The organism is Nocardioides eburneiflavus (genome assembly GCF_004785795.1).
GTDB lineage: Bacteria > Actinomycetota > Actinomycetes > Propionibacteriales > Nocardioidaceae > Nocardioides > Nocardioides eburneiflavus.
This window is the reverse complement of sequence record NZ_SRRO01000001.1, coordinates 4,456,271-4,469,074: the sequence shown is the minus strand read 5'-3', so window position 1 is coordinate 4,469,074 and position 12,804 is coordinate 4,456,271. Positions and strand designations below refer to the sequence as shown.

At 70.6% G+C, this 12,804-nt stretch carries 10 protein-coding genes; 9 read left to right on the top strand and 1 reads right to left on the bottom strand.

Annotated elements, in window-relative coordinates; translation table 11 throughout:
- Positions 1–140: 140 nt before the first annotated feature.
- A complete protein-coding gene (locus EXE59_RS20990) occupies positions 141–1,610 on the top strand; it encodes an APC family permease (protein WP_135840635.1) in 1,470 nt (489 codons plus the stop codon).
- Between the two features lie 61 nt (positions 1,611–1,671).
- Positions 1,672–3,012 (top strand): metallophosphoesterase family protein, encoded by a 1,341-nt coding sequence (locus tag EXE59_RS20985; RefSeq protein ID WP_135840634.1) that lies wholly within the window; start codon positions 1,672–1,674, stop codon positions 3,010–3,012.
- Between the two features lie 30 nt (positions 3,013–3,042).
- On the opposite strand, the gene EXE59_RS20980 is transcribed toward EXE59_RS20985, so the two are convergent.
- A complete protein-coding gene (locus tag EXE59_RS20980) occupies positions 3,043–4,287 on the bottom strand; it encodes a PucR family transcriptional regulator (RefSeq protein WP_135840633.1) in 1,245 nt (414 codons plus the stop codon).
- A gap of 181 nt (positions 4,288–4,468) precedes the next feature.
- Between EXE59_RS20980 and EXE59_RS20975 the strand changes: the two genes are divergently transcribed.
- The 7 genes from EXE59_RS20975 (at position 4,469) to EXE59_RS20945 (ending at position 12,795) form a co-directional block, all read left to right on the top strand.
- A complete protein-coding gene (locus tag EXE59_RS20975) occupies positions 4,469–5,269 on the top strand; it encodes an ABC transporter ATP-binding protein (RefSeq protein ID WP_246056962.1) in 801 nt (266 codons plus the stop codon).
- Positions 5,266–6,069: an ABC transporter ATP-binding protein gene (locus EXE59_RS20970; protein ID WP_135840632.1), complete on the top strand. Its 804-nt coding sequence runs from the start codon at positions 5,266–5,268 to the stop codon at positions 6,067–6,069. The genes EXE59_RS20975 and EXE59_RS20970 overlap by 4 nt, the downstream gene beginning before the upstream one ends.
- Positions 6,066–7,898: an AMP-dependent synthetase/ligase gene (locus EXE59_RS20965; RefSeq protein ID WP_246056961.1), complete on the top strand. Its 1,833-nt coding sequence runs from the start codon at positions 6,066–6,068 to the stop codon at positions 7,896–7,898. The genes EXE59_RS20970 and EXE59_RS20965 overlap by 4 nt, the downstream gene beginning before the upstream one ends.
- Positions 7,895–8,806: a branched-chain amino acid ABC transporter permease gene (locus EXE59_RS20960; RefSeq protein ID WP_135840631.1), complete on the top strand. Its 912-nt coding sequence runs from the start codon at positions 7,895–7,897 to the stop codon at positions 8,804–8,806. Before EXE59_RS20965 ends, EXE59_RS20960 begins: the two co-directional genes overlap by 4 nt.
- Positions 8,803–9,984: a branched-chain amino acid ABC transporter permease gene (locus EXE59_RS20955; RefSeq protein WP_135840630.1), complete on the top strand. Its 1,182-nt coding sequence runs from the start codon at positions 8,803–8,805 to the stop codon at positions 9,982–9,984. Before EXE59_RS20960 ends, EXE59_RS20955 begins: the two co-directional genes overlap by 4 nt.
- A 47-nt stretch (positions 9,985–10,031) precedes the next feature.
- On the top strand, positions 10,032–11,318 hold the full coding sequence (locus EXE59_RS20950; protein ID WP_246056959.1) for an ABC transporter substrate-binding protein: 1,287 nt from the start codon (positions 10,032–10,034) through the stop codon (positions 11,316–11,318).
- Between the two features lie 100 nt (positions 11,319–11,418).
- The gene (locus tag EXE59_RS20945) at positions 11,419–12,795 is read left to right on the top strand and encodes a class II 3-deoxy-7-phosphoheptulonate synthase (RefSeq protein WP_210429087.1); all 1,377 of its coding nucleotides are present in this window, start codon (positions 11,419–11,421) and stop codon (positions 12,793–12,795) included.
- Positions 12,796–12,804 lie beyond the last annotated feature (9 nt).

Below are 12,804 nucleotides of genomic sequence, written 5' to 3'. Positions count from 1 at the left end.
TGGAACGTTCTAAGCCCGAAAGGGTGTTCCGCGCCGCCGCCGACACGCCCCCTGAGGGCGGGCGGTGGTTGCCTCGCCCGTCCAGCGGGGCCATTGTGAGGCGAGGCGGTGCGGTGCACGGAACGACGACGGGAGTCTCGATGAGCGCGACAGAAGCCACGCAGAAGGACGTCAACGGACCGGAGCCGGAGCTGAGGCGCGTCATCGGCCCCAAGCTGCTCCTGCTGTTCATCGTGGGAGACATCCTCGGCACGGGCGTCTACGCGCTCACCGGGAGCGTGGCCGGGGAGGTGGGCGGAGCCGCATGGGCGCCGTTCCTGGTGGCGTTCGCGGTCGCCACGATCACGGCCTTCTCCTACTTGGAGCTCGTCACGCGATACCCGCAGGCGGCCGGAGCCGCGCTCTACACGCACAAGGCCTTCGGCATCCACTTCGTCACCTTCCTCGTCGCCTTCACCGTCATGTGCTCCGGGATCACGTCGGCGTCGACTGCCTCCAACGCCTTCGCTGGCTTCCTGAACGACGGCTTCGACCTCGGCTTCGAGGTGGGCGGCGTCGGCATCCTCCTCACTGCGCTCGCGTTCATGGCGCTGGTGGCGGCGGTCAACTTCCGCGGAGTGGGTGAGAGCGTCAAGGCGAACGTCGTGCTGACCCTCGTCGAGCTGTCCGGCCTGCTGATGATCATCTTCATCGGCCTCTGGGCCGTCACCCAGGGCAACGCCGACTTCTCCCGCGTCGTCGTGTTCGAGAGCCCGAGCGACCGCAACACCTTCTTCGCCATCACGGCCGCCACGTCGCTGGCGTTCTTCGCCATGGTCGGCTTCGAGGACTCGGTCAACATGGCCGAGGAGTGCAAGGACCCGATCCGCGACTTCCCGAAGATGATGCTCACGGGACTCGGTGTCACCGGCCTCATCTATGTCCTGGTCTCCATCACTGCGGTCGCACTCGTCCCGGTCGGGGACCTCACCGACCCGGACAAGGGATCGGCGCTCACCCAGGTCGTGGCCGCTGGAGCGCCCGACCTCCCCTTCGACACGATCTTCCCCTTCATCGGCATGTTCGCCGTCGCGAACTCGGCGCTCATCAACATGCTGATGGCCAGCCGGCTGCTCTACGGCATGGCCAACCAGGACGTGCTGCCCCGCACGCTCGGCAAGGTGCACGCGACTCGTCGTACGCCGTGGGTCTCGATCCTCTTCACGACCGCGATCTCCTTCGGCCTCATCATCTACGTCGTCCGGGCGAGCGCGTCGGAGGAGGGAGCGACGTCAGTGGCACTCCTCGGCGGAACGACCGCGCTCCTGCTGTTGTGCGTGTTCACGGTGGTCAACATCGCGTTGATCGTGATCCGGCGCCGCCCCAGCAGCCGGGACCACGAGCACTTCACGGCACCGACCATCCTGCCCTACCTCGGTGCCGTCACCTGCGCCTTCCTGGCTGGGCCATGGGCGCGCAGCGACGAGCAGCAGGAGCAGTACCTCATCGCAGGCTTCCTGCTCCTCGCCGGGGTCGTGCTCTGGGCCCTGACCTGGCTCACGAACCGCGGAGTCCGGGCCAAGAAGACCGGCTTCCGCGACATCGAGCACATGGAGGACGACGTCCGCTGAGATCGCCGACACGGCCGGGTGCTGCCCGGTCGTGCCGGACCCGCCGTCTACGGTTGGCCGCGTGACACGACCATCTCTCGGGCCGCTGCTGGCCGTGCTGGTCGCGGGCGCGCTGGGCTGCTCGACGGTCACGCCTCCCGCGCCGCCGGCGAGCGCGACGCCGAGCGGGGACTACCCCGCTCCCACGATCGACGCGGAGCCCGACGCGCGTGGCCCGCGGGAGCGCCCGCCGGTGCCGCCCGCGCCCGAGCTGGCCGACGCCTACCGCTTCGTCTCGGCACCCGACTTCCTCAACCAGGACGTCGCCGACCTGACGGCCGACGGCCGCCGTACACACGTCGTGAGGCGCACCGGGGAGGTCGCCAACTCCACCAACGCCTCCTACGAGACCGCCCTGGACCGGGTGATCGACGAGATGGCCTCGCACGGCACCCGCGACGTGCTCGTGCCGGGCGACCTCGTCGAGGGCCGGTGGGGCCGCGACGACGCCCGCACCGGCGTCTTCGGGCCCGTCCGGACCGACCGGCAGCGGATGCGCGCCTGGCGCCGCGCGGCCGACGTCTACTACCCCGCCTGGTTCGAGCGGTTCGACGACCACGACCTCCGCACCTTCCCCGCGGTCGGCGACCACGAGGTGGGTGACGACCCGTGGCGCACGCGCCGGCGCAACCCGTGGGTCGACTTCAAGCGGCGCCACGTCCCGCAGATCAAGGACGTCTTCGCCGACCACGCGCTGACCGGGCCCGACGGCCGGCCGCGCTTCCGCGACCGCCCGCGGCGCGGCCCGTCGCGCCGCACCGCCTATGCCGTACGCCTCGACGCCGACGTGGTGCTGGTGACGCTCGACGTGTTCGAGCGTCGCGGGGGAGACGTGCACATCTCGGTCGACCCGGCGCAGCTGCGCTGGCTGGAGGGCGTGCTGCGGCGTGCCCGCCGCGACGACGTGTCGTGGGTGATGGTCCAGGCGCACACGCCGATGCCGGGCGCGGTCCGCGTCCGCAACTCCACCCACCTCGTCTACGAGGGCGGCCTTCGCTCCGACCTGTGGCGCACGATGGTCGAGGGCGGGGTCGACGTCTACCTCAGCGGCGAGGTGCACGACCAGACGGTGCGTCAGCGCGAGGGGATCCTCGAGGTGTCGCACGGCTCGCTGTTCTACCGCGGCGAGGCGTCCTACGTGGTCGGCCAGGCCACGCGCGACGACCTCGTCCTGGAGAACCGCCAGTTCCGCGGCACCGTCGGCTACGACGAGCGGTTGTGGACCACCTCGCGCCAGGGGGCGCCCGGCGAGATCAGCTACCCGCTCCGCTCGGTCGTCACCGGCACGCTGGCGGCGAGCCGTACGCGCTCCGGCGGGCTCCGGGTCGAGGACGCCGACGGCGTCCTCGCGCCGCGGGGCTGACCGTCCTGGGGGAGCGGGTCAGCGAGCCGGTCAGCGAGCGGGCCAGCGCACCTCGGCGCGGATCAGGCGTACGGCCAGCAGCAGGTCGATGAGGTCCTCGACCCGGCGCACGTCGCAGCTGGTGCGCTCGGCGATGCGGTCGAGGCGGTAGTAGATCGTGTTGGCGTGCACGTGGAGGTGCATCGCGGTGAGCTTGGCGTTCAGGTCGTGGGAGACGTAGGTGCTGAGCGTCTCGACCAGGATCCCGCCGGTCGCGAGGTCCTCCTCGACGAAGGCACGCACCTCGGGCGGCACCAACCGCGCGTTCTTCTGGCTCGAGATGAGCAGGTCGAGGGTCGACATCTCCTCCATGGCGCGCACGCCGGGACGGCCGAGCAGCGAGTCCATCGCGGTCCGGGCGTCCTCGTAGGCCCAGGGGATCTCGCGGAAGCCCGTGCGCGGGCAGCTGAGGCCGACGCTGGTCAGGACGCCGTCGGCGAGGAGCGAGGCCACCGCCGTGCGCACGCCCTCCACCACCGCCGCCGGGCCGGTGGGACCCACGGGGAGCAGGGCGACCACCTCGTGGTGGCGTGCCACGACCATGCCGCGGCCCTCCGCCGTCAGCGCCGCCCGCAGCCTGGCCCGCTGCTGCACCCCGACGAGCTTGGCCGGCAGCGTCGCCACGAGGGCGACGAGGGGCACGTCGTCGGCCAGCCCCATCTGGGCCAGCGCCAGCTGGCGCTCCTCGACGGTCGGGGGCTTGCCGGCGAGCAGGTCCTCGAGGAGGTCGCGGGCCAGCCGGGCGGAGTCGGCGAGCTGGTACTGCTGGGCCTCGAGGTACGCCTCCGCCGCGGCCGTGCTGCCGACCTCGATGGTCCGCATCACCTGGCTCACCAGCAGCAGCGCGGCGTCCTTGGTCGAGGGCCACTCGTTGACGCCCGCGAGGATGTCGTCCCAGAGGGTCAGCTGCCCCACGCGGAAGGCCTTCATGAAGTCCGACAGCGTGATGCCCAGCTCGACGCGGCGCATCGCGTGCTGCCCGCTCCAGGGGAAGTCGGACCGGAGGGGGTGACGCCGCTCGTTGACGCTGGCGAGGAACGCGGCGAAGACCTGCCGGCAGTGGGCCTCCACGTCATCGCGGAGCCCCGCGTCCGCCCGGTCGCCGTACGCCGGCACCTGGTGCCAGATCGAGTTGGTCGCGTCGTGGGCGATGACCGACTCGCGCCGCTGGACCCACTGGGCCAGCCGGTCAGCGCTGCGCGCCTCGCCGGCCAGCGCCACCATCCCGTCCGTCATCGACCTCTCCCTCCGAGTGATCGCTCATGGTCGCCTGCCGATCGCCGTTGCGCCACCCCTCCTGCGGAGTTGTGACCCGACCATGACCTGCCGGGCGAGGCTTTGGACGGTCCACCAGTGACACGGTCGCCGCACCCGGTCCACGATGTGACTGTCGTCACTCGCAGCTGCCGGAAGGGGGGTGAGGTCCACGATGCTCTCGGCCCGCAACCTCGAGGTCGTCTACGACGACGTCGTCCTCGCCCTGCGCGGGGTGAGCATCGACGTGCCCGAGGACAAGATCGTCGCCCTCCTCGGCTCCAACGGGGCCGGCAAGACGACGCTCCTGCGTGCCCTCACCGGGCTGCTCGACATCCACGACGGCGAGGTCACCAAGGGGCGGGTCACCCTCGACGAGACGCCGATCCACCGGACCAGCCCCGAGCGGATCGTCCGTCAGGGCGTGCGCCAGGTGCTCGAGGGGCGGCGGGTGTTCGTGGAGCTGGGTGTCGAGGAGAACCTCAAGGTCGGTGCCCACACCGCCCGCGCGCGCATGGCGGACAACCTCGAGCGCGTCTACGCGCTGTTCCCGGTGCTGGGCGACCGGCGCGCCGCGACCGCGGGCTACCTCTCCGGCGGTGAGCAGCAGATGCTCGCGATCGGTCGGGCGATGATGTCCGAGCCGCGCTACCTCCTGCTCGACGAGCCGACGCTGGGCCTGGCGCCACGGATGGTGGAGAACATCCGCGACGTGGTGCTCGAGATCAACAAGGGCGGCACCGCCGTCCTGCTGGTCGAGCAGAACGCCACGATGGCGCTCTCGATCGCGGACCACGGCTACGTCATGGAGACCGGCCGGGTGGTCCTCGACAAGCCGGCCGCGGCCCTGCTCAGGGACGACGACGTACGCGAGTTCTACCTGGGCCTCCACCCCGGCGAGGACGGCCGCAAGTCCTTCCGCGACACCAAGCACTACCGGCGCAAGAAGCGGTGGTCGGCATGACGGGTCCGTCGGCCGAGCGGACCGAGCCGGCGCCTGTGGCCCGGCTCGACGACGTGCACCTCTCCTTCGCAGGCGTGAAGGCCGTCAACGGTGTGAGCTTCGAGGTGCGCCCCGGGGAGCTGTTCGCGATCATCGGTCCCAACGGTGCCGGCAAGACCTCCCTGTTCAACGTGCTCTCCGGCGTCTACCGGCCCCAGGAGGGCTCGGTGGAGTTCCTGGGGGAGAGCATCCTGGGCCGCCGGCCGCACCGGATCGCCGCCATGGGCATGGCGCGGACCTTCCAGAACATCGCGCTCTTCGAGCACCTCACCGTGCTCGACAACCTCATGCTGGGCCGCCACCAGCACATCACCTACGGCTTCCTCCAGGCGTTCGCCTGGGTGGGCACCGCGCGGCGGCAGGAGATCGAGCACCGTCGCGCGGTCGAGGAGATCGTGGACTTCCTCGAGCTCGAGCAGTGGCGCAACATGCCGGTCGGGCTGCTGCCGTACGGCGTGCAGAAGCGCGTCGAGCTCGGCCGGGCGCTCGCGATGGAGCCCAAGCTGCTGCTGCTCGACGAGCCGGTGGCGGGGATGAACCTCGAGGAGACCGAGGACACCGCCCGCTACGTCCTCGACATCCGCGACGAGCTCGACGTGCCGATCATCATGGTCGAGCACGACATGGGCCTGGTCATGGACCTCGCCGACCGGGTGCTGGTCGTCGACTTCGGCACCCCGATCGCCACGGGGACCCCCGACGAGGTGCAGCGCCACCCCGACGTGGTGCGCGCCTACCTCGGCAGCGAGGTCGGACCGTGAGCAGCCCCGTCACCCGGATCCGGGCCCATGCCGCGTCGATGCCCGACGCGGTGGCCCTGCGCGACAAGCACCTCGGCATCTGGCGGGAGTGGACGTGGGCGTCCTACTGGGAGCACGTCCAGCTGGCGGGCCAAGCCTACCTCGCGCTGGGCGTCGTGCCCGGCGACCGCGTCGCGATCCACTCCGAGAACCGGCCGGAGTGGCTGATCTGCGACATGGGCGCGCTGGCCGTGCGTGCGGCGTCCGTCGGCATCTACCCCACGAACCCGGCCGCCGAGGTGGGCTACCTCCTCAACGACTCGGGCGCCAAGGTGCTCGTCGCGGAGGACCAGGAGCAGGTCGACAAGACCTTCGCGGTGCTCGACCAGGCACCGGAGCTGGTCCGCGTCGTCTACCTCGAGCCGCGCGGCATCCGGCACCGCTACGAGAGCGAGCTGCTGCTGTCGTGGGAGGAGTTCCTCGACCTGGGCCGCGAGCACCGTACGGCCCACCCCGACGCGCTCGCCGAGGTGCTGGCCGGGCAGGAGCCCGCGGACCTCGCCACGCTGATCTACACCTCCGGCACCACGGGGCCGCCCAAGGGCGCGATGCTCACGGTCAGCAACGTCGAGTGCGCGATCGAGGTCCTCGTCGAGCAGGGCGCCTTCACCGACCCGCCGCCCGGGCCGGGGGACCTCACCCTGTCCTACCTGCCCCTGGCGCACGTCGCCGAGCGGATCTTCTCCACCTGGTTCAACGCCGCGGCGGGCACTCAGGTCAACTTCGCCGAGTCCATCGAGACGGTGCCGGCCAACCTCCGCGAGGTGCAGCCGACGATCCTCTTCGGCGTACCGCGGATCTGGGAGAAGCTGCTGGCCGGCGTCGAGACCCGGCTCTCCGGGGCCAGCTGGTTCAAGCGGGCGGTGTCGCGGTTCTGGCTGGGCGTCGCCGACGACATCGGGCAGCGCCTGGTCGAGCAGGGCGGCGTGCACAGCACGTCGACGCGCCTGCGGTACGCCGTCGGCTACGTGTTCTTCTACCGCGCGCTGAAGGACCGGCTGGGCATGCGGAAGGTGCGCTACGCCGCCTCCGGCGCCGCTCCGATCGCCCCCGAGGTCCTGAAGTTCTTCATGGGGATCGGGGTGCCGATGCACGAGGTCTACGGGATGACCGAGAACACGGCCGTCGCCACCGGCAACCGTCCCGGCCGGATCCGGCTCGGCACCGTGGGCGAGGTGCATCCCGGCACCGAGCTGCGGATCGACGAGGAGACGGGCGAGATCCTCACCCGCAGTGGCGCGACCTTCGCCGGCTACTGGCAGCGCGAGGAGGCGACCCGGAAGGCACTGACCCCCGACGGGTGGCTGCACACCGGCGACGTCGGCGAGTGGGTCGAGGGGACGCACGTGAAGATCACCGACCGGATGAAGGACATCATCATCACCGCGGGAGGCAAGAACATCTCACCGTCCATGATCGAGAACGAGCTCAAGGCCTCGCCGTTCATCCGCGAGGCGATCGTGATCGGCGACGGCCGCAAGTTCCTCACGGCGCTCATCGGCATCGAGCTCGACACCGTCGGCGAGTGGGCCCAGCGCCGCCAGCTCGGCTACAGCACCTACCGCGACCTGAGCGCCAAGCCCGAGGTCGTGGAGCTGGTCTCGGGGGTGGTCGACGCCGTCAACGCCAACCTGGCCCAGGTGGAGCGGATCAAGGCCTTCCGGCTGCTGCCCAAGGAGCTCGACCACGAGGACGGTGAGCTGACCGCCACGCAGAAGGTCAAGCGTTCCGCGATCTCCCAGATGTTCGAGGACACCGTCGGCGAGATGTACAGCGGGGCGACACGATGACCCACTTCCTGGAAGTGGTGCTGCGCGGGCTCGGCTCGGGCGCGATCTATGCGCTGCTCGCGCTCGGCTTCGTGATCATCTACAAGTCGACCGGCGTGATCAGCTTCGCCCAGCCCGCCATGATGCTGACCGGTGCGACGATCACCAGCTACGTCGGGCCGGCGCTCGGCGTGATGCTCTTCGCCGGCTTCTCCTTCTTCGCCTCGATGGCCGTCGCGGCGCTGCTCACCGCCGCGTTCGCGCTGGTGATCGAGCGGGGCGCGGTCCGCCCGATGGTGGGACGCCCGGCGTTCGTCGTCGCGATCATCACCATCGGGATCGACATCGTGGTCCGGGTCGTGACCAGCGGTTTCATCGGCCTCGGTGCCCGCAACATCCCCAACCCGTGGGGGCTCGAGCGGGTGGAGCTCGCCGGCCTGCGCGTGCAGGAGCGACACCTGGTGTCACTGGCCACGCTGGCCGTCGTCGTCGCGGTCCTCTTCTGGTTCTACCGCTACACCCGCCACGGCCTCGCCATGCGGGCCGCGGCGTTCGACCAGGAGGCCGCCCTCACCCAGGGCGTCAGCGTCGGCAGCGTCTTCGCCCTGTCGTGGGCGATGGCGGGCGCCCTCGCAGCCGTGGCGGGGTCGCTGCTCGCGATCTCGGCGGGCGTCGACCGGCAGATCTGGATCGTGGCCCTGGTGGCGCTCCCCGCGATCATCCTGGGCGGCCTAGACTCCCTCGAGGGCGCTGTGATCGGCGGGCTCGCCATCGGGGTGGTGGAGTCCCTGGTCGGCACCTACCAGCGTGACTACGCGCCGTGGCTGGGAGACAACTTCGCCGTCGTCTCTCCCTACGTCCTGATGCTGCTGGTGCTGCTGGCCAAGCCCTACGGCATCTTCGGGACGCCGGAGGTGAGGCGCGTATGACCACCCTCTCGACGGGCTCGACGAGCTCGACGGGCGCCGCGCGGGGGACCGCGACCCGGGCGCGCCGCGGCGGGCGACCGTCCGGCCGGCCGCAGCTCTACCGGTCGTACGCGCAGGAGCTGGCGCTCTTCAACACCCGGCCCAAGCGGATCTGGGTCGGCATCATCGTCCTGACCGCCTTCGGGCTGTCGCAGATGCTGACCGACAACCACCTCAACACCCTCGCACTGGCGTACGCCTTCGCGATCGGGGCGCTCGGGCTCAACATCATCACCGGCCTGGCCGGACAGGTGTCCCTCGGCCATGCCTTCTTCCTCGGTGTCGGCGCCTACACCGCCGCCGCGATCTCCGGCGACCCGGACGGGCGCACCATCGGCTTCGGCATCACCAACATCCTCGTGTGGCTGCCCGCGGCCGGCCTCGTGGCCGGCATCGCGGGCGTGGTCGTGGCGCCGCTGGCCACCCGGCTCCGTGGGCTCTACCTCGCCATCGTCACGCTGGGGCTGGTCTTCATCGGCGAGCACCTGTTCCGCGAGTGGAGCGACCTCACCGGCGGCGCGGGCGTCGGTCGTGAGTCGGCGGTGCCGGAGCTGTTCGGCATCGAGTTCGCCCGGGACGGCGACCTCCTGACGTCCGACCAGAAGTTCTACCTGCTGATGCTCGTGCTGATGCTGGTGTTCGCCCTGGGGGCGCGCAACCTGGCGCGCTCGCGTACGGGGCGGGCCTTCGCCGCCGTCCGGGACCGTGACATGGCCGCGGAGATGATGGCCATCAACCTGCCTCGTGCCAAGACCGTGGCGTTCGCCATCTCGTCGTTCTACGCCGGCTGCTCCGGAGCGCTGATCTACAGCATCATCGGGTTCTTCGAGCCGTCCACCTTCGGCCTGCTGCTGTCGGTGCAATTCATCGCGATGGTGCTGATCGGGGGTGCGGGCACGGTCAGCGGCGCCATCATGGGCGCGCTGTTCATCACGCTGCTGCCCACCCTGACGCGCGAGCTCCCGGCGTACGTGCCCTTCATCTCGGGCCAGGTCACCGACACCCCCAACGTGTTCCAGCTCGAACAGGTCCTCTACGGCCTGCTCATCGTCGGCTTCCTGCTGTTCGAGCCGCGGGGGCTCTTCGGCATCTGGATCCGGATCCGCAACTACTGGAAAGGCTGGCCCTTCAGCTACTGACAGTGCTGTAGCTACTGAGCGGCCGGACACACACAAAGGAGAGCACCGTGAAGTCAAGGAAGTCAGGAGTGCTGCTCGTCGCGCTGGCACTGCTCGCCACCGGTTGTCGCGGTGGTGGGGAGGCCGACGGCGAGTCGGCGGTCAGCGCCCCGGGTGTCAGCGACGAGGCGTGCCCCGACGCGGTCAACGCCGACAACGGGTGCATCTACCTCGGCACCATCTCCGACCTGACCCAGGGGCCGTTCGCGCCGCTGGGCGTGCCGATCACCGAGGCGCAGGCGGCGTTCTGGAACCGGGTCAACGAGGACGGAGGCATCGGTGGCTACGACATCGACGTGACCACCTACGTCAAGGACAACCTCTACAACCCGCAGACCCACCAGCAGGTCTACGGCGAGATCGAGGGCGACGTGCTGGCGCTCGCGCAGACCTTGGGCTCGCCGACCACGCTGGCGATCATCCCCGACATGGACCGCGACGAGATGGTCGGCGCCCCGGCGTCGTGGACCTCGCTATGGGCCTTCGAGGACGCGATCCTCGAGTCCGGCGCCAACTACTGCGTCGAGGGCATGAACGCCGTCGACTACATGGTCGGTGAGAAGGACATCTCCTCGGTGATGGCGGTCGGCTTCCCCGGCGACTACGGCGGTGACGGCGCAGCGGGCGCCGAGATCGCCGCCGAGGCCAACGGGCTCGAGTTCACCGGGGTCGAGACGGCACCCGGCCAGGAGGCGCAGGCGGGTGCGATCAGCGCGATCGTGAAGCAGAAGCCCGACCTCGTCCTGCTCGGCACCGGCCCGACCGAGACCGCTGTCATCGTCGGACAGGCGGCCGCCCAGGGATTCCAGGGGCAGTTCATCGGCCTCGGTCCGACCTGGAACCCGGCACTGCTGGAGACCCCTGCCGCCCCGGCGTTGGAGGCGCTCTACATGCAGTCCGGCTACTGGGGGCCCTTCGGCACCGAGACGCCCGGCCACCAGGCCATGCGCGACGCGCTCGGCGAGGTCGCCCAGCCCAACGACGGCTACACCGCCGGCTGGGCGTGGTCCTACCCGCTGAAGGCGGCGCTGGAGGAGTGGCTCGAGGGCGACTACGACAAGGACCGTGCCGGCCTGCTGGAGGCGGTCCAGTCGCTGGAGACCATCGACTACGAGGGCATGCTGCCCGAGGAGGCCGGCAACCGGACGGGTGACCCCGACGAGACGATCTTCCGCGAGTCGGTCCTGAGCAAGGTCGACCCCGAGGCGCCGTCGGGCGTGACCATCGTGTCGGACTTCACCGCCGGCCCGACCGCGTCCGAGCACACCTTCGACGGGGCGTGCTTCGAGGGCTAGCCACTCCGAACCGGTCTGGACGCCGCTCGTGCCCGGACCCGACCGCCCGGAGAGCGGTCAGGGTTCGGGCGCGGGGGCGCGCCCGCCGTACCCTTGAGCGGTGACCCTTCGAGACGCCTCGTCCCTCGGCTCCTCAGGACAGGCCGCCATCCCCACCCTCGAGCAGCTGCACGCGCTCGGGCCCCTCCAGCAGCCCACCTACCCCGACTCCGGGGCGGTCGACGCTGCCGTGGCCCGACTGCGGACCGCGCCGCCGCTGGTCTTTGCGGGCGAGTGCGACGACCTCACCGAGAAGATCGCCGCGGTCACCCGCGGGGAGGCCTTCCTGCTCCAGGGCGGCGACTGCGCCGAGACCTTCGCCGGCGTGACCGCCGACAACGTCCGCAACAAGCTGCGGGTGCTGCTGCAGATGGCCGTCGTGCTGACGTACGCCGCGTCGGTGCCGGTCGTGAAGCTCGGCCGCCTCGCGGGCCAGTACGCCAAGCCGCGCAGCAGCGACCTCGAGACGCGCGACGGCGTGACGCTCCCCGCCTACCGCGGCGACGCCGTCAACGGCTACGACTTCACCCCCGAGGCGCGCGTGCCCGACCCCCAGCGCCTCGTCGAGGTCTACAACTCGTCCGCCGCGACGCTCAACCTCGTGCGCGCCTTCGTCACGGGCGGCTACGCCGACCTGCGTCAGGTGCACACCTGGAACACCGACTTCGTGCAGTCCTCGCCGTTCGGCCAGCGCTACGAGGCGATGGCCGACGAGATCGAGCGCGCGCTCACCTTCATGAAGGCCATCGGCGCCGACCCCGACGAGTTCCACCGCGTCGACTTCCACTCCAGCCACGAGGCGCTGCTGCTGGAGTACGAGCAGGCCCTGACCCGCATCGACTCGCGCACCGACCTGCCCTACAACGTCTCCGCGCACTTCGTGTGGATCGGTGAGCGCACCCGCCAGCTCGACGGCGCGCACATCGAGCTGCTGTCGAAGATCCGGAACCCGATCGGCATCAAGCTCGGGCCCACGACGACCCCGGACGACGCCCTCGCCTACGCCTCGCGGCTCAACCCCGACAACACCCCGGGCCGGCTCACCTTCATCACCCGCTTCGGCGCGGGCAAGATCCGCGACGGGCTCCCCGCGCTGGTCGAGAAGGTCACGGCCGAGGGCCTCAACGTGGCCTGGGTCTGCGACCCGATGCACGGCAACACCTTCGAGGCGTCGTCGGGCTACAAGACCCGCCGCTTCGACGACGTGATCGAGGAGGTGCAGGGCTTCTTCGACGTGCACCGTGCCCTCGGCACCTGGCCGGGCGGCATCCACGTCGAGCTCACCGGTGACGACGTCACCGAGTGCGTCGGCGGCGGCGAGGAGATCGACGAGGTCGGCCTTGCCCACCGCTACGAGTCCGTCTGCGACCCGCGCCTCAACCGCGTGCAGTCCCTCGAGCTGTCGTTCCTCGTCGCGGAGATGCTGCGGAAGGCCTGAGCGCTGTCG